Below are 21,037 nucleotides of genomic sequence, written 5' to 3'. Positions count from 1 at the left end.
TTATTCAAATACAAAAACAGTTAATTTAATGAGTAACGAAAACGTAGAAAAACTACTTAAAATTCATCGCGGCCCTGATCAGATTAATTTCAAGGACATATGGGAGGCCGGCCTTTTCGTTTTCGATGCAAATGTCCTATTGGATTTGTATCGGCTTCCTCAGTCAGCAAAAAATGATCTGATTAATGTGCTCAGAAACGAACGGTTCAACGGTAGAATTTGGACGGGATTTCAAGTTGCATTGGAGTTCTTGAGTAACAGACTGGATGCTATTTCAGATCAAAAAAACAAATTCTCAAAGGTAAGGGAGCTTGTAACAAAAGCGATTTCTGAATATGAAGTAGCTGGAGAGGGGCTTATCACTGAATTGGAGCAGCTCAAGTTAAGAAGGAGGCATTCAGTAATAGACCCGGATCGGTATATCACCAGAGATAATATAAAACAAAGCGTTAAATTTATGTCAGATTTTTTGACAGAAATAAATAATTTGGAAGGGCGGCATGCAGATGTTAATGACACGGATCCTATAAAGGACTTGGTTTTCGATATTTTTGGTGGAAAAATCGGGGAGACTTTTGATCAAAAAAAACTAGAAGAAATTTGTAAGGAAGGTGATGCCCGTTATAAAGATAAGATTCCGCCGGGATTCAAGGACGAAAAAAAGAGTGGTTTCTATTCGTTCGATGGCGCGCGATATGTAAGGAAATTTGGAGATATTATTTTGTGGAAGGAAATTATAAATAAGGCTCAATCGGAAAATCTAAAATACGTGGTTCTAGTAACGGGCGATGTGAAGGAGGACTGGTGGGCGGAAGAGCGCGGCAAGCGGCTTGGGCCACGGAGGGAGTTGCTGGATGAGATTTATAGAGATGCGCCTTCGTTGGAAGCATTTCACATGTACGACACATCCAGCTTTCTACAGTACGCCAAAACATATCTCGATGCCAAGATCAAGGACTCTTCAATCAGCGAAGCGGAGGAATTGATCGAGTCCAATAAATTGGTAAGAGAGTCGTCTCCGATCGATTCTTTTAGTATCAAGGAGATGATTTTGGCGACCGCAGAATATTTTCCAGAGCTACGTATTGTGTTCAACGAATCCGCTAATCGCATGCGATCGGTGCGAGGTAGTCGCGGTATTTTTTTTCGTGCCGTATTGGAAATTTTGGCCAATGGATTTCAACATGGCACAGACAAGCGCGTGGGCGTAAGTGCAAACGAAGAAAATGGGTTGGTTCGTTTGCGTTTTAAAAACCGCAAGCCGCTGAAGGCGCAGTTCGCAGCGCAGTGGTTTTCCTCGCGCCGGGAGTTGTTTGATGGTCTTGAGGGTAAGACGGGATTAGCGGGTGTGGCTAAGTCACTGTCCCACGAAGGCGTCGGTATCGACGTGACGGATACTGGCGGCAAGTTCATCGTCGATCTGCTCATACCGCTGCGGATGTTTGTTTGATCGCGATGCTTTGACTTTCATTCACGCCGCGCTTTGCGCATATTCAATCAGCGGACCGGATCGATTGCGATGATCAGCGCGTCGCCGCAGGGGGCATGGGTATTGGCGGCCGGAGCCCCGAGCGCATTGCCGCTAGTTATTCGTTGAAGGTTGTGCAAGCGCCATTGGCTAAAACAAATTCCGGCACATCGTCGCTGACCTCAGACAACCAGCGCAATGGTCCGGCGAACACGCCAATCAGCAGGGGATGGGACAGATGCCCGTATTCGCGATACGTGACTGGCACGTTGGCGGCGCGCAGTTTCTGAGCCATCTGCGCTGAATTACGCTGCGGATTGACCAGTCGGTCACCGGTATCGACCCCGATAAACGCGGGTGGGGACTGGCTTGTCACGTGATCGATCGGTTGGGTGCCTGCGGGATAGTTGGGGTGATGGAACACCGGCTTCGCGTCGGGATTCTCGATCGGCAGAAAGTCGTACGGCCCCGCCAGGCCAATCCAGCCACGCAATTGAGATGGCCGGGCGCCGGCGCCTTCCAGCCAGCGTGCATCCAACGCAAGCATGGCTGCGTTATAGCCGCCCGCGCTGTGTCCCATGACGAAGACGCGGGCAGGATCTCCCTGATATCCGCCAATCCCTCGCAGTGTCCACGCCACGGCCTTTGCGCTGTCGACCAGAAAATCGGGATACGTGACCTCGGGGTAGAGGCGGTAATCGGCAATCACCGTCAGGATGCCGTGGCGCGCAAAGCTGGCGGCGACGAAGGCATAGTCGCCGCGCGATCCCGTGTTCCACGTCCCGCCATAGAAAAACACCACGACGGGCGCCTTGTCGCCACACGCGAGCACACGCGGCACGTAGACATCAAGCTTCGTGCGATGGCGGGTCGCGTAGGCGATATCAGCGTGGCGCGTATAGTCGCCGGAAGAAGTCAGCGCGTTGAGTGCGTCCGTCGTTGAGCAACCGCTGATCGCCAGCAGCGACGACAGTGCTGCGGCAAACCGTAGCATCCGGGCGCTCATTGCGAGGCTGGCGCGGCAAAGCGCTGTTGCAGCCAGCGCACCGGGCCGCCAATCAGCGGCAACTGACTCCATAGCGCGGCCGCATCCCAGTAATCGCAATGCACGCTCACGCGCCCGTCGTTGGCAAAGCGGAGATGCGAACTGCCTGGAACGGAAAAGGCGCTCCCACGTACCGTGCCCGAGAAGATCCACGTCGCGAAGCCTTGGTTACCTCCGGCTAACTGGCTTTGAATAAAAAAGCGCGGAGCATCGACGGTCTCGAACATATGCTCGAACAAAGCGCGAATGTCGGCGTGGCCGCGCACGCTGTTGAAGGGATCGACAAAGTGCGCATCGGGGGCGTAGAAACGTGCGATGTCATGCAGAGACTGCGGCGACAGCGAGGCGTACCACTCGAGTAACGGCGTCAGACGGTCCGGATGATCGGCGAAGGAGTTCATGGCATGGTCAGGATGTCTTCATCAGGCGCTGTAGCAGCGTCAGGCGCAATCCATAGGGCAGCATGCTGAGCAGGCGCATGGAACGTGTGAATCGCGAGGGAAATGCAATCTCGAAGCGGCCGCGCGCCAGCCCGGACAGGATGGCTGCCGCCGCGGCTTCAGGGGTTTGCAGCGCCGGCATGGTGAAATCGTTGCGCGCCGTCAGTCGGGTTTTCACAAAACCGGGGTTGACCAGATAGACCCCAAGTCCATGCGGATGCAGTTCCGCATAAAGCAGCTCGGCGAGGTTGATCATGCCGGCCTTGGTCGGGCCATAAATGGTGGCATTCGGCAGGCCCAGATAGCCGGCCACGCTGGCTAGCAGCACCACGCTCCCCGCACGGCGCGACATCATGGCCGGCAACACGGCGGCCAGGCCGTAGTAGACGCTGCTCAGGTTGGTCTCGATGGTACGACGCGCCTCGTCAGCGTTGATCTGCCACGGGCGCAGGGGCCGATATTCGGCCGCACAGAAGACGACCATATCCACGGCGTCCCACTGCTTGCACAAGGCCTCCTGCGTGGCCACCCAGTCGTGCGGCACGCATGCATCCATGGGCATGGCCACGCCCTGTACATGGCCGTCGATCACGGAGACCAGTGCATCCGCACGACGCGCCGACACCGCTACGCGCGCACCGCGAGCCAGCATGGCGCGTGCGAGCTCGGCACCAATGCCGCTGGATGCGCCGACGATCCAGACCCGTTTGCCGGTCCAGTCCGTCCAACGGGGATTCAGGGAGAAGCCGTGCATGATGGTTCCTGCATCAGTCAGGGCGCCGGGCGACGAAAGAAGACCGTCACCTGCCCAACCTCGAAGCCAAATTTGGTGACGCGTGCGCGATTGATCATGGTGCGGTCGTCCATCAGCACCATCCAATCGTCGAACTGCACGTCGTAGGTCTTGCCGTCGACCGGCAACTGCAGTGTGTATCGCCAGCGCAGGACGTTGCCGGCGGCACGCCCGTCCGCCTTGCCCACGACGTCAGGTGCGGTGCCCTCCCAGTTGCCATCGGCGGCGCGTGTCAGTGTCCATGTACGCTGTTGTGTCGAACCGTCGCTGTAGCGAAACTGCTCGTCAAGAATGAAGCGGCCATCGCGCTCCTTGCCTTCCAGATCGACATGGAAACGCTTGACGATCTCACCGCTCCGTTTCTGGAACATGCCCCATGCTTCGGTCCGTCCCGCGAAGAACGCGGCGACGTCGAGCCGAGGTTGCTGATCGGCGTAGTTCGCAACGTCTGGCGTCGAGCACGCTACGCATAGCGCGGCGGCGCCGGCTACGCTCCATCTGGCAAGGCGGTTCATCGCGATGGCTCCGGTGAGGCATGTGGGACGGTCCGCAGCAGCGCCATGGCAGCGAGCTTCAGCAGGCACGGCAGGCCGGCATATATCCCCGTCAGCGCATGCTGGGCGAACCCGCTTGCTGGTGTGCCGGGCTGATAGCCGAGCCACGCCAATACAGGGAGTGTGAGTCCCGCGAGTGCCAGACAGAGCTTGCCCAGCAAGGTCCAGACGCCGAAGTAGACGGCCGGCCCTTCGCTGGCGGGAATGCGTGCGGCCAGCAGAACGGGTGGCAGCGCGAGGTCCGCGCCCAGCGCCAGCCCCGATAGCGCGCACACCAGCAAAAACGGCAGCACATCGCCCCAGCCCAGCAGACTCGCCCACGCGAATGCCGCCACGGCCAGCAACATCGCCATGCGCCACGCATGCATGGGCCCAATGCGGCGCGCTACGTATACCCATCCCGGCAGGCCGACCGCACCCGCCACGAAATACAACGTGAGGCAGGGCGCGACCCAATTAGGCGCACCCAACACGTCTTCGATAAAAAAGATGGCCAGCGTCGCGGGAATCGCCACGGACAGGCCGTTCAGAAAGTAGGGCGCAAGCAGGGCCCGAAACGCCTGGTTGTGGCGCACCGCGCGCCATGGCATCCGCAGCGTGGCAACGCTACCCATCGATGTCGCGCGCCAGGGCGGTGCGATGCGGACCAGCAGCCAGAGCGCGGCGAGCAGCAGCACTGCGAACAGCGACGCGAAGATCGTCATCGCCATGTGCGGCGTTACGTTCGGCGTGGCGAGCAGCCACGCGGGCAAGGCACTGGCGAGCAGCACGCCAATCAGTCCGGCACCCTCGCGCCAGGCGGCAGCACGGGCGAGGATCGGGCCATCGCCGAGGCGCGCGCCCCAGGCCAGGTACGCCACGTTGATCAGGCTGTGCGCGAGATACACCACGATCAGCGATGCGGCGAGCCATGCCGCCAGCCACAGGTCTCCCGGCATGGGCGGCCACCACAAGGCGGCGAACGCCACGGCCAGAAGCACGGCGCCGAGCCACATCGCGCGACGCAGCAGGTTGCGCCGGGCCAGCGTGTCGATCCACCAGCCGAGCAATGGATCCTGGGCCGTATCGACCAGTCGCGCGGCGAATAGAACGATGCCGGCAAGCGATAGCGACATGCCCAGCCGGGTGGTGTAGTACGCGGGCAGCTGGATGTAGACGGGCAGTGCGGCCATGGCCAGGGGCAAGCCAAGTACGCCGTAAGCGGCAAGCCGTCGCGTGTCGGGCTGTTTCATTGCGATAGCCCCAGCAGCTGCCGGCGTAGCGCTGGTGCGCGCGTGGCTGGATCGAGCCAGATCGAGAAGAACGCTTGCGCCAGCGCCGGATCGTCAATCTGGCCAGTTGCGCGGTCGTCGGCGTAGAAGCGTGCCCCTTCGCCCGGCAGATAGACGCCGGTTATGCGGTCGCCGGTGCGGACATCGGGCAACACTTGCAGAAGCGCGGCACGCCAGCGTGCCAGCGTCGCGTCCGATACGGTGCTGCTGTGGATGCGATGAATCTCGTCGATGCTGGTGTCGACGAGTCGCTGTCCGGCAATGTTCCGTGCATAGGTGAGTTGTAACGCAAGCGGAGTGTCCAATGTGACGGACGGCTGTGCGGCCCATAGTTGCGCGGTGTAGATGCGCAAGCCGAACCAGCGGTATTCGCCTTCGCCAATCATGCGCAGTGCGGGCGACTGGGGCAAGGCCTCGCGCCACGTCTCGCCCGCCGCGCATGTCAGCGAGGCGGCGGCAAGTGCGATCGCGATCAGCAGGCGTGCCACGCTAGGTCTCCCGCGTGAGCAGGAATTGCCCGCGTGAGCAAGAATTGCTTCACGTCGGTGCGCTGCTCGTCGAACCCTGCCTCGCAGTAGCACAGGTAAAGGTGCCAGAGGCGCAGAAAGGCGGGATCGAAGCCCAGTGCCGCGACGTTATCGCGGGCGGCGGTGAATGACCGGCGCCAGCGTCGCAGTGTTTCGGCGTAGTCGCCGCCGAAAGCGAGCACATCATGCGTCGTCAGCCCGGAGCGCGCCGCGGCACGCTCCAGACGCTCCGGGCTCGGCAACATGCCGCCGGGGAAAATAAACTCGCGGATAAAGTCGCTGCTCGCGCGATAAGCGTCGAAGCGATCGTCGGCGATCGTGATGGATTGGATCAACGCCTGGCCGCCCGGGCGCAGACGATCGCGGACGATATCGAAATACGTGCGCCAGTACGCCTGACCGACGGCCTCGAACATCTCGATCGACACGATGGCGTCGTAGCATCCGGTCAACGTGCGATAGTCGCGCAGCTCGAGCGTGATCTGGTCCTGCAGGCCAGCCTCGGTGACGCGCTGCTGCGCCAATGTCAGTTGTGCCGGCGAGATCGTGACGCCATGCACATGGATGCCGCGGCGTGCGGCATGCAGCGCGAAGCCACCCCATCCACAGCCGATTTCCAGCACGCGCATGCCGGGCTGGAGGTTCAGTGCATCAACGATACGGGCGTATTTGGCTTCCTGCGCATCGCGTAAGGGCTGGTTGGGATCGCCGTCGAACAGCGCCGCGGAGTACGACCATGTGTCGTCCAGCCACAGCGCATAGAACGCATTGCCGAGGTCATAGTGCGCGTGGATATTGCGCCGACTCCCTCGTGGCGTGTTCCCGCGCAGCAGATGGCGCAGCTGATACCAGCGCCGTGCCAGCCACGTTCCCGTGATGGTCCGCGGTAGCGCGGGTTCGTTGCGGATGGCGAGTCGCATCAGCGCGACAAGGTCGGGGCTATCCACCCATTGATCGCGCCAGGCCTCGGCAAAGCCGATGTCGCCGGCGCGCAGGATCTTTCCGCACGCACGCCAGTCGCGCAGCACCAGCCGGGCGCCGGGCAATGCGTGTGGATCGCCAAAGATCGACTCGCGTCCATCGGGCAACGTGACCACGAGGTGCCCCGCGGTCAGGCGCGTCAGCATCGCGAGGAATGCGCGGCCTGCCAGCGGCGCGTCGCCAAGGTCGGTCTGAGGCAGGGCACGAGGGCCGAAGATCGAGCGGGTCATGGGCGAATATCGTCGAGCGGGGAGTCGGGCGTGGTCGTAGCTTCCGCGGGGCGATGCAGTGGCGGATGCTTGCCGTGGAATGGCACGCCGCGTAGCCAAAGTCGCAGGGCCTGCCAGTGGATGCGCACGATGACGGACAGCGTGAGCCATGGCTGGCGCAGCAGGGCGGTTAGCATTGCCATGCCGGTCAGCGGATGCTTGGTTCCGCCGATCGATGTGCGCAGCAGCAGGGCGTCATCATCGAAGTAATCGATACCGACGAACGACGCGTGTTCGGTTTCGCGTAAATGAAAAGCGTAATGGCCACGCACATCGTTGAACGGCGACACATGCAGGCATTTGCGCGTACAGAGCACGGTCCTCTCATGAATCGGTCCCTGGTCAGGCGCCGTGATCAGATAAGCGTGGTGGCCGCCGAATGTGTTGGCCACCTCGGCCACTAACGCGCGCAGATGACCCTCGCGGTCGTGGCAATACCAGAAGCTGACCGGATTGAAGGCGTAGCCGAAGATTCGGGGGAACGTCTGCAGCCAGATGTCGCCATCGTTCGGCAGCCCCGCGGCAAGCAGACGCGCGCGCATCCAGACGGCGAGGTCGCTGCCGTCGCGTGGACCGTAGTCGTGCGTGCGCAGGCTGACGATACGTGCGCGGTCGATGCCAAACCACCAGCGCTGAAGCTGTGGCAGCGCGTCAACGTTCAGCCTCAGGCAGAACACGGGATAGACGAAGCGGTTGCGCACCGGCCGCAGGCGGTCGTGCATGACGCGCGCACGGAGCAACCACGCAACCGGGTTCATAGCGTGGCCCATGTTGGTAGCGCGCCGAAGTCATCGACCACGCGCAGTGCGGATTTCAAGCCGTCTTCATGAAAGCCGTAGCCGGTCCATGCGCCCGCGTACCACGTCCGGCGCTCACCCTGCAGCGCGGGTAGCGCCTGCTGCGCGGCAATGGCACGCAGGTCGAACAGTGGATGGTCGTAATGAAAGCGGCGCAACTCGGTGCCCGGTGCCGGTTCGCGAAACGCGTTGAGCGTGACGACCACTGGCGTGCGGAACGGTAGCGGCTGCAACTGGTTCACCAGATAGCTGACACACACCGCACGCGAGAGGTCGTCGCGCTGCGCGCCAAGGTAATTCCAGGCGGACCATACGCGTGGCCGACGTGGCAATAGGGTGGGGTCGGTGTGCAGGATGGCGACGTTGGGCGCGTAGCGTACGGCGCCAAGCACGTCGCGTTCCGCATCGCTGGCATCGGTCAGCATACGCAGGGTGTCAGGCGCATGGGTCGCCAGCACGATGGCATCGAACTGCGACGTGCCTTCGTCCGTCATCACGCTGACGCCGTCAGCATCGCGCCGGATCGCGCGCACCGGTGAGCGTAGCCGGACGTCATTCAGTTGCGCAGCAATGCGCCGTACATACTCGCGGCCGCCACCCGCAACCGTGCGCCATTGCGGACGATTGCTGATTTGCAGTAACGCGTGGTTCAGGCAGAAGCGCAGGAATGTAGCGGCAGGGAAGTGCAGGACGTCCGCCGCCGCGCATGACCAGATCGCCGCGGCCATCGGCAACAGATATTGCTGGCGAAACGGACGGCCGTAATTGCCGGCCACCAGCAGATCGCCGAGCGAGCAGCCGGTATTGTCCGCGTGGGCCAGGTTGCGGCGCGCCGAGCCATTGAAGCGAGCGATATCGCGCAGCATACCCAGGAACGTGGGGGAGAACGCGTTCCTTCGCTGGGCGAAAACGGTGTTGAGACTGGTTCCTGCCCACTCCACGCGTCCCTGATCCATCGACACGGAGAACGACATGTCGCTGGCGTGCGAGGCGACGCCAAGGGCGTCGAACATGGCGATGAGATTGGGGTAGGTGCGCTCGTTGAACACCAGAAAGCCGGTGTCAACCGGGGCGGTCTGACCATCGAGCGTGACATCCACGGTATTGGTATGGCCGCCCAGATAATCGCCCGCTTCAAACAGTGCGACGTGATGGCGGCGGGACAGCAGCCAGGCACTGGCCAACCCGGAAATCCCCGCGCCGACGACGGCAATACGCAGACCCTGCTGAGTGCTGTAATAGGCTTTCACGACCCGCCATCCCTATGTTCTCGTGCATTTTCCGGTGCGCTTTTTGGCGCCGGTGCTAAGATAAGGCTACCGCTTCGGAAAGAAGACTACTACATAGTAGCGAGATTTACTAATGAGTATTTTCGGCAGGCTCAGCTTCAAGGACCAGGCATTCCAGCTGCGGGAGGACGCCATCCTGGATGCGGCCACGCGCATTCTGGCGAGCAAGGGGTTCGACCTGATGACCATGGACGACGTGGCCACCGAAGTCGGTATATCCAAGCCCAGTCTCTACAAGCACTTCAAGTCGAAGGACGATCTGGTTGGGGCGGCGATGATCCGCCTGATCGACGGCGCGCTTTCGTTCCTCGAAGAACTGCCTGAGGATCTCGACGCGGTAGGGCGGCTGCGTGCATTGCTGGAATGGGCGCTGAGGGTACGACTCAGTGGCGGACTACCGTTCCTGCCTTCCACCAGCCCCGGTGTGCGCGACATGCTGACGCGCAACCTCCGCTATGTCACGCGAGTGCTGAAGCTGAACGGCATTCTGAAAGGGCTGGTGGCGACTGCGAAGAAAGCCGGCGCCCTCGATGCCAGCCTGCCCGATGACGTGATTCTGTTCAGCTATTACTCACGCACTTGCGATCCGGCTGTGGAGTATCTACGGATCTACGCGAAGCTCGATGACGAAGCGATCGTCAGCCATATGCTTGATGTTTGCTTTGGTGGGATTGGGGTGAAGAAGGTGTGAATCAAGCAGGGAAGTGATGCCCTGACTCGCCCTTCAGCATCTGAAAACACTCAGCGAAGCGAGTACGCGAACTCGTCGAGTTGCGTGATGACGGTGTTCCAGCCGTCGAAGAAGCCGTACTGTTCGTGCGTGGCGCGGCTTTCTTCGTCCTGATGCATGACGTGGGCGGTGTAGCGGGTACCTTCGCCTTCGACTTCCATCTTGATTACCGCCGTGAAACCCAGCATGGGCTTGTTCGGACGCCAGCCTGCGGTAAGCAGCGAGGTGAAGACCAGACGCGATTGCGGAACAATTTCGAGGAAACTGCCCGGGTTGTCGCTGACTCCCCCGTCTGGACCTTTCATGAGGGTATGAAAGGCACCGCCGGGTTGCAGGTCGAAGGCGACAACTTCGGTCGTCCAGGGTTTGGGGCACCACCATTCTTTCAACAGTGCGGGCTCCGACCAAACGCGCCACAGCGCAGCGGGCGGCGAGCGCAGGACGCGACTAATCACAAGGTCACGGGGATCAGCGCTGTCGGTTACGTTCTCGGTCATTTCCTCTGCTCCGATATTCAGTTTTTCAGCCGGCCGCCAGACGCCCATCATACCTTTCCTCCAAGGCGCCTATCCCCTCTAATTTACGGTAGTGGATTGCTAGGTCCTGTGCGACAGTTCCCTCGTCTCCAAAGCGTCCACTCAGTGATGACATTCACTTTCTTGTGTGCAACCTGCGGTGAAACCCATCATGGCATGCCAAGCTTTGGGGCTGAAGCGCCGTTGAGCTATTACCACGTACCAGTTGCGGATAGGGAGCGTCGTTGTAGCTTAGGTTCGTGCCGGTTCGGCATCAGTGAACTGGTGGCATCAACGTGGTTTCCGGCGTTCGTCGCCCGCGTGCGCCGCGAGCATCCGCAGTTGGTGCTGGAGCCGCACGTGGAACTGACCAGCAAGCTTGAGCGGATGCTGGAGCGGGGCGAACTCGATTTCGCCATCGTGCCGGGCCCCTCGGCGTCGCCAAACCTCTCGCACGAGAAGATCGGAGAACTGGAATACCGCTGGATGGCATCGCCCGAACGACTGCCAGCGGGCACGGTGCTAACGCCGGCACATTTCAGCGAGCATCCAATGATCACGCTTAGCGCCGACGCCAGACTCTCGCGCGAAGTGGAACGCTGGCGCACGGATGTCGGTGTGGCCATCCCGCATGCACTGATCTGCAACAGCCTTGCCGCGTTGATCACGCTAGTGATGGCGGGCGTGGGCATCAGCACGTTTCCCACGGCCTACGTGGCGCCATTCCTGGCATCGGGCAGGCTGGTAGCGCTAGTCAGCGATCCACCGCCTTACAACCTGAGCTATTGCTTCCACTGGCGCACCGACGACCCGCGAGCGGTAGTACGCGTCCTCCGCGAGATCGTCCGTGCCGAGGCGAATTTCCTGATGCCGTCACCGCTGTGGCCAACTGCGACATGAGTGGCAGGGTCGCAAAAATCGCCAGCGCATCGGCAATCAATAGCTGATCGACCTCGCGCAGCAAAGCGCGGCAACCCACCGCGCTGGCAATTGCGATAGACCGGGACGGTTGATGATTTGTCACATCCTTGCCTCACACTCCATTAACCAATAAAAAATCGGGAGGAGTGTCATGGATGAGGCGTACCACGAGCGGATGCAGGCGTTCTATTCTCGATATGAGGAGGCTCACAAGCTCCTCGAAGCCGGAGAGCAACAGCAGGCTCTAGCCTTAATGAGGGCGCTGGCGGAAGAAGGATTCTCCCCACCTCTGTTCGATCTGGCCTGGCACGCTGCTGACGAGACCGAGCAGGCCGCTTGGCGGGCGGAGCTCGAATTGCGCGCAAACGGCCCCGATCCGCTAGCCAAATTTTTTATGTGCATGGCGTTTGATTTCATCCCATGCTACGGGCTTGGCCTTGACGTCATACACATGAGAAAGCGCAAGTATCTCGAAGAGGCCGTCTCGCTCGGCTACGAGGGAGCGCAAAGTTGGCTGGACGAGTTGATCAGGATGGAGGCGCGGCAACGGCGCGGTCCTTCCCCCTACGAACTTGAGTGCTTCGATAGCGACCCCACGAAGCCCGAGCGTCTCGTGCATATTTACTACGATGGCGCGTGCTACATGTTCGCCCAACAAACAGACGCTACTGGACATGCATCGATGTTCGGCGGCGAACACGACTACCGGCTCGATGGCATACCGCATGGCCCTGCGCCGCTGCAGCAAGTCGTCCGACTTAGCCAGAAGGACTTTGGCTGGAGTAATCCTGATGGCTTGCCATTGTCAGAGCTGCCGATGCTGTACGGCTTCAGCTACGACGGCAGCTACGTCGAGTACACGATTGGCAACGACCGTGTGCTGACAGTCGAGCGCATGCACCCGACAAAGTCGCTTGCTTCGTGGCCCTACGAGAATTTCCCGAAATCGTTTCCCGCCGTCTCATTGACCTTGATCGAGCGCCGATCGATGTCATATGAAGAGTTCTCTGATCAGTGGTTGAATGCACCCGCGACACCGCCCGACATTCTGGTCATGGTTCCTCCGCCTGAACGGCTTGGATTCTCAATTTGGGATGCCGAAACCGTCAGTGCCGGAGTGGTGATCGTGTTCGAGTGTCGTCTGCAAGAGCGAAGGATTCGCGCTTATAGCATCTGCGATTAGATGAGCTATCTTCTTTAAAGCTGCCTATCGTTCGATCCAAAAGAAAACAGCCGACATGATCGGCTGTTTTCTTTGCGGGCGCGCGCTTGGCGTCAACCCGCAGGCTTACTGGCTCGCTTACTGGCTCGCGATTACTGCTTCTTGACGGCCTCTGCCGGGGCGGCCTTTTCTGCGGTGACCGTAGCCTTCTCCGCCTTGGCCGGCGTAGCAGCCTTCTCGGCGCTCACCTTGGTTGCCTTGGCGTGCTTGGTGACATGCTTGTGGGTCGCGGTAGCGGTGGGGGCTTTCGCAGCTGGCGCGGTAGCTGCCGTAGTGGCCGGCGCAGCGGGAGTGGTCGTGGAGGAAGTCGGGGCAGCGCCTTGAGCAAAGGCAGCACCAGTGATGGCGAAAGCGGCAACGGCAGCAAAAAGCTTCTTCATGATCGACATTCCTTCTGAGAGGTTTGGGCGCTGCGATTTGCCGCGCTTATCCCGAAAAACGGGGCAGCCTCACGCGCAGTTGACTGCCAACTAGTGACAATCCGTAAGCTTTGTTTCTGCGGAGGCAGGCCGTGTTACAGATCGTGCTGGCCCCCCATACTCGCGCGCATAGTCTGGCGTCGTGACGCCAGGCTTCAGGCGAGGGCAGTCGCGGACTTTGCCGGGGACGATGCTCAGTGGGATGACGCCTGCCCACAGGTCCAGGTCGTAGTCACCGTCGACTTCCTTTACGCCGATGTCCCGAACCTTGGCTGATACCTCGTCTAGCGGGAAGCGCAGGATCAGCGTGGCGCCGATCTCGCTCGGCTTGTATGGGCGTACACGGTGGCCGGGTAAGAATGATTCGATCACCGCGTCCAGCACGCGCGCCTTCTCGTCGCCCGCGACGACTTCGCCTTTGCCGTAGATCACCACCGAGCGGTAGTCGACGCTACACCCGAAGCCTGACCGTCCGGCGACGATCGCATCGACGTGCGTGATCTCGATGCATGCGGGTGCCCCTTCAGCCAACGTTGTCAGCAGCCGGTTCTGCGGACTGCCGTGCAGATAGACCGCCTCGTCAATCCGCACGATCGTGGTGGGAATCACGCGTGGCTTGCCGTCGGCGACAAAGCCAACATGGCACACGAGCGCTTCGTCGATGATCGAATGCACCAGTGCGCGATCGTAGTGACCGCGCTCCGGTCGGCGGTGGATGCGCGTCTGGTCGGTGGGCGTGTAGGCCTCCACGTCAGGCTCCTTGGGCTGCCAGCGTCGCGCGCAGGGCGTCGTCGCCCTCGTAGGCATTGCGCTTGCCGGTGTACTCGCCGGTGCTCAGCTCCTGCAGCGTCTCGTACAGCGATGCCGGCACCGTGACGCCTTCAAGCACCGTGCGCTTGCGTGCTTCGTAGCGGCGGTCGGAAGGCAGGCGCGTGCCTTGCTGCTCGAGGATCTTCGAGAACAGCAGTTCGCCGTGCGCGAGTTGCGCGGCACGGTTGCCGTTGGCCATGCAGCGGACTGGATCGATGGCGATGATCAGTTCGCCGCCGCAAGGGGCGCCGGTATTGGCGGCGTCTTTCTCACCGGCTTCGAAGCTCAGCAGGTCTCCTACGAGTGGGCCGGCCAACAGCTCCACCATCATCGCGATGGCCGCGCCCTTGACGCCGCCGAAAGGCAATTGCGCGCCGGCGAGGGCGGTGGCTGGATCGATGGTCGGCTCGCCGTCGGGGCCTACCGCCCAGCCTTCCTCCAACTGTCGGCCGTCGCGCAGGCGCACCTGAATCTCGCCGCGTGCGCTGGCGCTCGAGGCTTGGTCGAAGACCACCGGCGGATGATTGGCGCGCGGCCAGCCGAAAGCCATTGGGTTGGTGCCGTAGAGCGGACGCGTACCGCCGGCCGGTGCGACATAGGGGCTTGCAGCGACGAATGCAAACGCTACGAGGCCTCGTTCTGCAAGGCGCTCGACTTCCGGCCAAAGGGCCGCTACGTTCAGCGCGTTGTTGACTGCCATCGCCGCGATGCCGGTCTCGCTCGCCAGCTTCGCCAACGGTGCATCCGCAACTTCAAGTGCGAGCGGCGAGAAACCGTAATGCGCATCGACCTTGAGTACGCCCGGCGCCAGCACCGACAGCGTGGGCTCGGCATCGCCCGAAGCCTGGCCAGCGCGCAGCGCATTGATATAGAACGGAATGCGGAACAGGCCGTGATGGCGGCATTCGTCGCGCTCTGCGGCGGTGACCGTATTGGCGATCGCCTGCGCGTGTCGCGCGCTGAATCCCTGCGCCTGCAGCAGGCGTTTGGCCAGCGCGTGCACTTCGTCGAGCGTCATCGAGATGTTGTTTGCCATGGGAGGTCTCCTGTCGGTGGAATCAGAATCGATATGGGGGAAATTACTTGCGCGCCAGCGGGCAGGCGCTGGCGGTCAGCGGTTGAAACGCTTCCTTCGCGGGCACCGTGTCGAGAATTCGGTAGTAGTCCCACGCAGCCTTGGACTCCGCGGGCTTCTTCACCTCGACGAGGTACATGTCGTGCATCACCTGGCCGTCCTCGCGGATCCAGCCGTTGTCGGTGTACATGTCCTTGATCGGCAACTGGCGCATCTTCGCCATGACTGCGGTAGCGTCGTCGGTGTTGGCCGCTTCGACGGATTTCAGGTAGTGGCGCACCGCGGAATACACACCGGCCTGCGTCATGGTCGGCATGGCCTTGCGGCGCTCATAGAATTTGCGCGACCATGCGCGCGTGGTGTCGTTGCGGTCCCAATAGAACGCGGTGAGGAACTGCAGGCCCTGCGCGCTCTTGAGGCCCATGCTGTGCACGTCGGTGATAAACACGGCGGGCGCCGCCAGAGATTGCTTGCGTGTGACGCCAAATTCGGCCGCCTGCTTGACGGTGGAGGCCATGTCGCTGCCCGCGCTCGCGGACACGATGACCTTAGCGCCCGAGCTTTGCGCTTGCAGCAGATACGAGCTGAGGTCCGGCGAGTTGAGTGGGAATTTCACTTCGCCGAGCATCTTGCCGCCAGACTCGATCACGGTCTTGCGGATATCGGCCGCGAAGGCATGACCGAACGCGTAGTCGACCGTCATCAGGTACCACGAGTCATAGCCGCGCTTCGACAGCAGCTTGGCGAGCCCATGGCCATTGCTGTAGCTGTTGTAGACCCATTGCGTGGAATACGGCGAGCAGGACTTGCCCGTGAATTCGCTCGATGCCGCGGCGACCAGCGTAATCTTCTTGCGCTCGGCCGCGAGGCCCTGCACGGCCAGGCCGACGCTCGAGTTGGAGAAGTCCGCGATGACATCGACGCCTTCGCGATCGAACCATTGGCGTGCCTTGGTGGCGCCCACGTCGGCCTTGTTTTGATGGTCCCCCGCGATAATCTCGATGCGGCTGCCGGCGACCTTGCCGCCGAACTCTTCGGCCGCCAGCTTTGCTGCCTCCACCGAGCCCTGACCCGAGAGGTCCGAGTACGGGCCGGATTGATCGTTGAGGATGCCGATCCTGATAACGCCGTCGGACACCTGAGCATGCGTGGCGAGTGGCACAAGCAAGGGCGCACAGAGCGCGAGATGGCGGACAGCGGTGCGTGTCCAGCGGGCGGCAGGCAGCTTCGACATGGTGGGCCTCTGAGGTGAATTTGCGTGTTACGCAAGTTGATTTGCATCGTACACAAATTTCTCAGGGGGCAAAATTGTTTCTTCACGGCACGCTTGGGGTGCTAGAGGAGTTCTTGCTGTTTACGCTCTAATTTTCGATATATAGGGTTTTATGTAGCGATAAAAATGGCAGTGGTTTGCGTGATTCGCTAGTGTTGGAAACAAAATCACAAGAAACGCGTAGTACCAGTCCTGCACCATTTCGGTTCGAAATTTGCCCTACAGGCAATATCGCTCGCCGTTTCTGTGCGTTCCAGCTACACTCCCGTGCACACAACAGATAACAACAGCCCATGAACGTTGAGCAACGCGTCGAGGCGGTGTCCCGGCAACTCGGCATGCGTATTCGTGCAGCCAGAAAGGCGCGCGCCATTACGCTCGATGGCTTGAGCGAACAGACCGCGCTGTCAGCGGGCTTCCTGTCGCGGCTCGAGCGCGGCGAGACCAACGCGTCGATCTCCAACCTGATCGTGATCGCCGATCGGCTCGGCATTCCACTGCGAGATTTCTTCGAAGGACCGGGGCAGGAACCGCAACCCGAGTTCGTGGTGAGCCGCGCGTCGGAGCGCAACGCCGCGGCGGCGATGGAAGGGAAGGGCTACACGTATCGGCTGACCAGCGGCGTGCTGGCCGACCAGCAGATGAGCGCGTTCGAACTCACGTATCTGCCTGGCGAGGCCATGCACGGCGAGTCATTGAGCCACAAAGGGGAGGAAGTGCTGTACCTGCTCGAAGGCCAGCTCGAGTTCGAAATCAACGGCCAGGTCGCGGTGCTCGACGCCGGCGATTGCGTGCACTTCAACTGCGAGAAGCCACACCGTGGCCGCAACATCGGCAAGACGCCTGCACGGCTGCTGATGGTCGTTACGCCGGTGGATTCGCTGACGCCGTAGCGCGTCGACTCTTCACGGGCCTCTGTTGTGCGGCCTCGGCGCGCAAGGCGTCGAGGATCGCTTCGCTCTTGTGCATCAGATGGGTTTTCAGGATGCTCGACATTGCCGCTGCATCTCTGCGCTGCAGGGCATTGAGCATGCCTTCATGTTCCGCCATCGCGCGCGACCAGATCTCTTCAGTCATCGGCGAGTCAAAGCGGATGCGCCGGATACGCGCGTTCAGCTGCGCGTACTGCGCCTGCAAAATTGGATTGCGCGTGGCCGCGACGATGGCTTCGTGAATCTGGCGATTGGCGTGGTAGTAGGGCGCTAAATCGCGCGCGCGGAAGGCTGCGCGTAACTCGTCATGCATCGCCTCCAGCGCGGCCAGGGCATCTGGCTCGATGCGCTGGCAGGCCTGCTCCCCTGCCAATGCCTCAAGAGCGCCGGCCACTGCGAACAGGCCGTCCACTTCTTCCAGTGTCAGTACATGCACGCGCGCGCCGCGATTCGGCAGCAGTTCGACGTGCCCTTCGGCGGCCAGCACCTTGAGCGCCTCGCGTAACGGCGTTCTTGAGACACCAAACCGCTCGCATAACTCGGCCTCCGGCACTTTGGTGCCGGGCGGAACATCGCCACGAATAAACACTTCGCGCAGGTTATCGAGGAGGGTGTTGTGGACGAACTCTTTGCTCATGGCGGCAATTATGCATGCATTTTGCGGTTCTTGAAGGGATAAATCGTCGCCATTGACCCGTGTTTACCCCACTCGTGCATGCAAAAGCTTGACCACAGCTTAAGCGGACTCCTACAGTGACATGCATTCACTTCGGCATTGAGAGTGGATTTTTACAGCAATTAAATTTGGAGATCCAGCAAAAATGAATGCATTTCAACAAGGTATCCGCGAGATCGACGGTTCCACCCACGACGACCAACGCTACGTCAACGCCCTGGGTCCGCGCGGCGTCATCGGCATCATGACGCCGGGCCCCAACGTCAACGTCGAGAACGAGATGATGGACATGCGTCCGCGCGGCATCATCAACGCGGTGGACCGCTACTACGTGCCGAACCAGAAGATCGCGCAGAACGAGGACTGGTCGATCATCATGCAGAACGTCACCGCCAATCTTGACGACTCGGTGCGCCGCCTGCGGGAGGCGCTGATCGACCATCTGGTGTTGGGCATGTCTTCGCAGAGCTATATGGGCGGCGAGCGCGGCAGCTTTGCATTGCTCGAACACCTCGAGAAGATTTCCAATTTGCCGGTGACGATGGGCGCGCAGTCGGCCGAGCAGGCGTTCAAGCTCTGCGGCGCGAAGAAGATTGCGCTGCTGACGCCGTACTACCCGGTGATCGAGCAGAACGCGATCGACTACTTCACCGCGCGCGGTTTCGAGGTAGTGCATGTGGAAGGGCTCAAGTGCAAGAGCATCATCCACGTGGCGTCGCAAACGTACGAGGACCTCGCGGCGGCGACTCTGCGCTGCGAAGCCGCGAAGCCCGATGCGATCCTGCAGCTGGGCACCAACCTGGCCTATGCGAAGGTGGCCAACGATGCCGAGAAATGGCTGCGCAAGCCGGTGTTCGCGTCGGGTCCGGTGATCTACTGGTCGGCGCTGCGCAGGATGGGCATCATGGATCAGCTCGATGGATTCGGCAGCCTGATGTCGCATCACTGAACGCTAGCCAGCCCGAGGAGACAGGACGTGAAACACATCCAAAGGATCGTGCTGGCAGCCGCCCTCGGGCTGCTGACCGGCGCGACGCAGGCGCAGGATCCCTATCCCGCGAAACCCATCACGCTGCTGGTTGGCTTTGCGCCGAGCGGTGGCACCGACATCATTGCGCGGCAACTTGGACAGAAGCTTGGCGAGTTATTGAAGCAACCCGTGGTGATCGAGAACCGCGCCGGCGCCAGCGGCACCATCGCCGCTGCGGCGGTGGCACGCGCCAAGCCAGATGGCTACACGCTGTTGCTCGGGCATGTCAGCTCGAATGCGATGGTGCCGGCCATTACGCCGAAGCTGCCCTATGACCCCAATAAGGACTTCACGCCGATCGCGCTGATCGGCACCGTGCCGCAGGTAGTCGTGGTACCGGCCAGTTCGCCGGCCAAGACGCTCGCGGAGTTCATCGCGCTATGCAAGGCCAAGAAGGGCGCGGTGAACTACGCATCGTCAGGCGTCGGCACGCAGCAGCATTTCGCCGCGGAACTGTTCCAGTCGGCGACCGGCACCACCATGACTCACGTCCCGTACAAGGGTAGCGGTGCTGCACTGACGGATCTGCTGAGTGGCCAGGTCGACGTGAACTTCGACACCGTGCCGACGGTACTCCAGTACATCCGCAATGGGAAACTGCGCGCGCTCGCAGTCACGACGCCCGCGCGCATCGCCTCGCTACCGGACGTCCCCACGGCAGCGGAAGCTGGTGTGCCGGGCTTCGCCATCAGCGCCTGGTACATGCTGATGGGTCCGCCCAACCTGCCGGACAACGTACGCGACTCGCTGAACCAGGCGGTCAACGACGCGTTGAAGACCCCCGATCTGCGCGAAAAGCTGAGCGCGCTCAGCACGGATATCGGCGGCGGCACCTCGGCATCGGCACGCGATTATGTGAAGGCCGAAGTCGTGCGGTGGCAGCGCGTTGCGGCGGAGAAGAAGATCGTGGCGGAGTAGGGGGAAGGGGGAGGGGCGCATAATAATGGCCTTTCGCCCCCCATCCTCACGCCAACGAGATGCGCATCCCGCCAATGAAGGCCATCGTTGCCTTCGAGAGTGTCGCCCGCAACAGGAGTGTCGGCAAGGCAGCCGAAGAGCTTGGATTGACGGCATCAGCCGTGAGTCATCAGCTCAGCAACCTCGAGCAGGTCATCGGGCAGCCGCTGTTCTTCCGGCAGGGCCGCGGCCTCGTGCTCACCCCGGTGGGCGAGCAATATCTGCGTGACGTCACGGGCGTTATCGCGGAACTCAATCGTGCTACGGAACGCGCCGCCACACCGTCCGCCATCGACATCCTGCGCGTGCACACGAGCCCGAGCTTCGGGCTCATGTGGTTGCTGCCGCGGCTCGAGTCGTTCCAGGCGGACAACGGCGACATCCAGCTCAATCTCTCATGCTCGTACGAGGATGTCTCGTTCACCGCGGGGTTCTATGACGTCGACGTCCGCCACGGTCACGCACACTGGCGCGATCTGGAGGTAAAGACGCTGAGGCCCGAGAGGATCCTGCCACTGGCCTCGCCAGACTTTCTGAGCAAGCATCCGATACGTGAGCCGGCCGACCTGGTCCATCGGCGTTTGATCAACTCCGAGACGCCGCTGGTCAAATGGCAGCAGTGGTTTGCCCGCTTCGGCGTGCCTGCGGTCAAGTCTTCGTTCGATTTTTCGTTTGATCGTTCGTACATGTCGCTGGAGACGGCCGCGCTCGGGCTCGGCGTCGCGCTGGAGAGCTCGCTGCTGGCATCCGTGCTGCTGCGCAAGGGCGCGTTGGTGCCTGTATTCGAGGCGCAGTATGCGGTCGAGGTGGCGAGTCACCACGTCGCCTATCCGGCGCAGAATGCCGACTTGCCTCGCGTCGCGCGCTTCCTCGCATGGCTCGACCGTGAAGTCAGTCGTCCGCATGACGGGGCTGCTGCCTGAGCGTCGAAGTTCGGGTTTCTACTGATCCGCCACGCACGATATCTGAAAATTTCTCAGCAATAGTTGAGACCGACTGCATTGATCGAAGTCGCTCCAGAGACAAAACTCGACCCATCATCA

At 61.2% G+C, this 21,037-nt stretch carries 23 protein-coding genes; 8 read left to right on the top strand and 15 right to left on the bottom strand.

All coding sequences use genetic code 11. The features are described from left to right. Window positions 1-28: 28 nt before the first annotated feature. Window positions 29-1,450, top strand: coding sequence for a PIN-like domain-containing protein (locus tag LDO41_RS05640; protein WP_223983039.1), 1,422 nt, complete (start codon window positions 29-31; stop codon window positions 1,448-1,450). A gap of 136 nt (window positions 1,451-1,586) precedes the next feature. On the opposite strand, the gene LDO41_RS05635 is transcribed toward LDO41_RS05640, so the two are convergent. Genes LDO41_RS05635 through LDO41_RS05595 form a run of 9 tightly spaced genes read right to left on the bottom strand, consistent with a single transcriptional unit; the run spans window position 1,587 to window position 9,395 of the window. Next, on the bottom strand, window positions 1,587-2,474 hold the full coding sequence (locus LDO41_RS05635) for an alpha/beta hydrolase (protein ID WP_223983037.1): 888 nt from the start codon (window positions 2,472-2,474) through the stop codon (window positions 1,587-1,589). Then, a complete protein-coding gene (locus LDO41_RS05630; RefSeq protein ID WP_223983035.1) occupies window positions 2,471-2,914 on the bottom strand; it encodes a nuclear transport factor 2 family protein in 444 nt (147 codons plus the stop codon). Before LDO41_RS05630 ends, LDO41_RS05635 begins: the two co-directional genes overlap by 4 nt. A 7-nt stretch (window positions 2,915-2,921) precedes the next feature. Then, the gene (locus tag LDO41_RS05625; RefSeq protein ID WP_223983034.1) at window positions 2,922-3,707 is read right to left on the bottom strand and encodes an SDR family NAD(P)-dependent oxidoreductase; all 786 of its coding nucleotides are present in this window, start codon (window positions 3,705-3,707) and stop codon (window positions 2,922-2,924) included. 17 nt (window positions 3,708-3,724) lie between these two features. Further along, complete coding sequence (locus LDO41_RS05620) at window positions 3,725-4,261, bottom strand: DUF3833 domain-containing protein (RefSeq protein ID WP_223983032.1); 537 nt, start codon at window positions 4,259-4,261, stop codon at window positions 3,725-3,727. After that, the gene (locus tag LDO41_RS05615; protein WP_223983029.1) at window positions 4,258-5,532 is read right to left on the bottom strand and encodes an MFS transporter; all 1,275 of its coding nucleotides are present in this window, start codon (window positions 5,530-5,532) and stop codon (window positions 4,258-4,260) included. Before LDO41_RS05615 ends, LDO41_RS05620 begins: the two co-directional genes overlap by 4 nt. Beyond that, window positions 5,529-6,059, bottom strand: coding sequence for a chalcone isomerase family protein (locus tag LDO41_RS05610; RefSeq protein WP_223983026.1), 531 nt, complete (start codon window positions 6,057-6,059; stop codon window positions 5,529-5,531). Before LDO41_RS05610 ends, LDO41_RS05615 begins: the two co-directional genes overlap by 4 nt. After that, window positions 6,044-7,309 (bottom strand): SAM-dependent methyltransferase, encoded by a 1,266-nt coding sequence (locus LDO41_RS05605; RefSeq protein WP_223983023.1) that lies wholly within the window; start codon window positions 7,307-7,309, stop codon window positions 6,044-6,046. Before LDO41_RS05605 ends, LDO41_RS05610 begins: the two co-directional genes overlap by 16 nt. After that, the gene (locus LDO41_RS05600; RefSeq protein ID WP_223984215.1) at window positions 7,306-8,106 is read right to left on the bottom strand and encodes a DUF1365 domain-containing protein; all 801 of its coding nucleotides are present in this window, start codon (window positions 8,104-8,106) and stop codon (window positions 7,306-7,308) included. The genes LDO41_RS05605 and LDO41_RS05600 overlap by 4 nt, the downstream gene beginning before the upstream one ends. Next, window positions 8,103-9,395: an NAD(P)/FAD-dependent oxidoreductase gene (locus LDO41_RS05595; RefSeq protein WP_223983022.1), complete on the bottom strand. Its 1,293-nt coding sequence runs from the start codon at window positions 9,393-9,395 to the stop codon at window positions 8,103-8,105. Before LDO41_RS05595 ends, LDO41_RS05600 begins: the two co-directional genes overlap by 4 nt. A gap of 112 nt (window positions 9,396-9,507) precedes the next feature. On the opposite strand from LDO41_RS05595, the gene LDO41_RS05590 reads away from it, so the two are divergent. Next, on the top strand, window positions 9,508-10,125 hold the full coding sequence (locus LDO41_RS05590) for a TetR/AcrR family transcriptional regulator (RefSeq protein ID WP_223983019.1): 618 nt from the start codon (window positions 9,508-9,510) through the stop codon (window positions 10,123-10,125). A 50-nt stretch (window positions 10,126-10,175) separates the two neighbouring features. On the opposite strand, the gene LDO41_RS05585 is transcribed toward LDO41_RS05590, so the two are convergent. Continuing rightward, the gene (locus tag LDO41_RS05585; RefSeq protein WP_223984207.1) at window positions 10,176-10,661 is read right to left on the bottom strand and encodes an SRPBCC family protein; all 486 of its coding nucleotides are present in this window, start codon (window positions 10,659-10,661) and stop codon (window positions 10,176-10,178) included. A gap of 147 nt (window positions 10,662-10,808) precedes the next feature. Between LDO41_RS05585 and LDO41_RS05580 the strand changes: the two genes are divergently transcribed. Together LDO41_RS05580 and LDO41_RS05575 are read left to right on the top strand one after the other, a co-directional pair. After that, complete coding sequence (locus LDO41_RS05580) at window positions 10,809-11,579, top strand: LysR substrate-binding domain-containing protein (protein WP_318036273.1); 771 nt, start codon at window positions 10,809-10,811, stop codon at window positions 11,577-11,579. A gap of 172 nt (window positions 11,580-11,751) precedes the next feature. After that, complete coding sequence (locus tag LDO41_RS05575; RefSeq protein ID WP_223983015.1) at window positions 11,752-12,783, top strand: hypothetical protein; 1,032 nt, start codon at window positions 11,752-11,754, stop codon at window positions 12,781-12,783. A gap of 131 nt (window positions 12,784-12,914) precedes the next feature. On the opposite strand, the gene LDO41_RS05570 is transcribed toward LDO41_RS05575, so the two are convergent. The 4 genes from LDO41_RS05570 to LDO41_RS05555 all read right to left on the bottom strand — a co-directional run bounded on the left by LDO41_RS05570 (window position 12,915) and on the right by LDO41_RS05555 (window position 16,360). After that, complete coding sequence (locus LDO41_RS05570) at window positions 12,915-13,202, bottom strand: hypothetical protein (protein ID WP_223983013.1); 288 nt, start codon at window positions 13,200-13,202, stop codon at window positions 12,915-12,917. Between the two features lie 90 nt (window positions 13,203-13,292). Continuing rightward, window positions 13,293-13,991 (bottom strand): pyridoxamine 5'-phosphate oxidase family protein, encoded by a 699-nt coding sequence (locus LDO41_RS05565; protein ID WP_223983011.1) that lies wholly within the window; start codon window positions 13,989-13,991, stop codon window positions 13,293-13,295. A gap of 1 nt (window position 13,992) precedes the next feature. Continuing rightward, window positions 13,993-15,087: an Ldh family oxidoreductase gene (locus LDO41_RS05560; protein WP_223983009.1), complete on the bottom strand. Its 1,095-nt coding sequence runs from the start codon at window positions 15,085-15,087 to the stop codon at window positions 13,993-13,995. Window positions 15,088-15,130: 43 nt separating this feature from the next. Continuing rightward, window positions 15,131-16,360 (bottom strand): ABC transporter substrate-binding protein, encoded by a 1,230-nt coding sequence (locus LDO41_RS05555; RefSeq protein WP_223983006.1) that lies wholly within the window; start codon window positions 16,358-16,360, stop codon window positions 15,131-15,133. A 332-nt stretch (window positions 16,361-16,692) separates the two neighbouring features. On the opposite strand from LDO41_RS05555, the gene LDO41_RS05550 reads away from it, so the two are divergent. Beyond that, a complete protein-coding gene (locus LDO41_RS05550) occupies window positions 16,693-17,292 on the top strand; it encodes a cupin domain-containing protein (RefSeq protein ID WP_223983003.1) in 600 nt (199 codons plus the stop codon). Here the strand turns inward: LDO41_RS05550 and LDO41_RS05545 are convergent. Beyond that, window positions 17,264-17,968, bottom strand: coding sequence for a GntR family transcriptional regulator (locus LDO41_RS05545; protein ID WP_223983000.1), 705 nt, complete (start codon window positions 17,966-17,968; stop codon window positions 17,264-17,266). The two genes, LDO41_RS05550 and LDO41_RS05545, sit on opposite strands and share 29 nt — an antisense overlap. A 184-nt stretch (window positions 17,969-18,152) precedes the next feature. On the opposite strand from LDO41_RS05545, the gene LDO41_RS05540 reads away from it, so the two are divergent. Genes LDO41_RS05540 through LDO41_RS05530 form a run of 3 tightly spaced genes read left to right on the top strand, consistent with a single transcriptional unit; the run spans window position 18,153 to window position 20,917 of the window. Beyond that, window positions 18,153-18,956, top strand: a complete 804-nt coding sequence (locus LDO41_RS05540; protein WP_223982997.1) for a maleate cis-trans isomerase family protein — start codon at window positions 18,153-18,155, stop codon at window positions 18,954-18,956. A gap of 27 nt (window positions 18,957-18,983) precedes the next feature. Then, window positions 18,984-19,955, top strand: coding sequence for a Bug family tripartite tricarboxylate transporter substrate binding protein (locus LDO41_RS05535; protein ID WP_223982994.1), 972 nt, complete (start codon window positions 18,984-18,986; stop codon window positions 19,953-19,955). A 59-nt stretch (window positions 19,956-20,014) separates the two neighbouring features. Beyond that, window positions 20,015-20,917, top strand: a complete 903-nt coding sequence (locus LDO41_RS05530; RefSeq protein ID WP_223982991.1) for a LysR substrate-binding domain-containing protein — start codon at window positions 20,015-20,017, stop codon at window positions 20,915-20,917. The last annotated feature ends 120 nt before the right edge of the window (window positions 20,918-21,037 follow it).

This window comes from Cupriavidus pampae (assembly GCF_914271485.1).
Lineage (GTDB): Bacteria > Pseudomonadota > Gammaproteobacteria > Burkholderiales > Burkholderiaceae > Cupriavidus > Cupriavidus pampae.
This window is presented reverse-complemented; position numbering and strand designations above follow the sequence as displayed.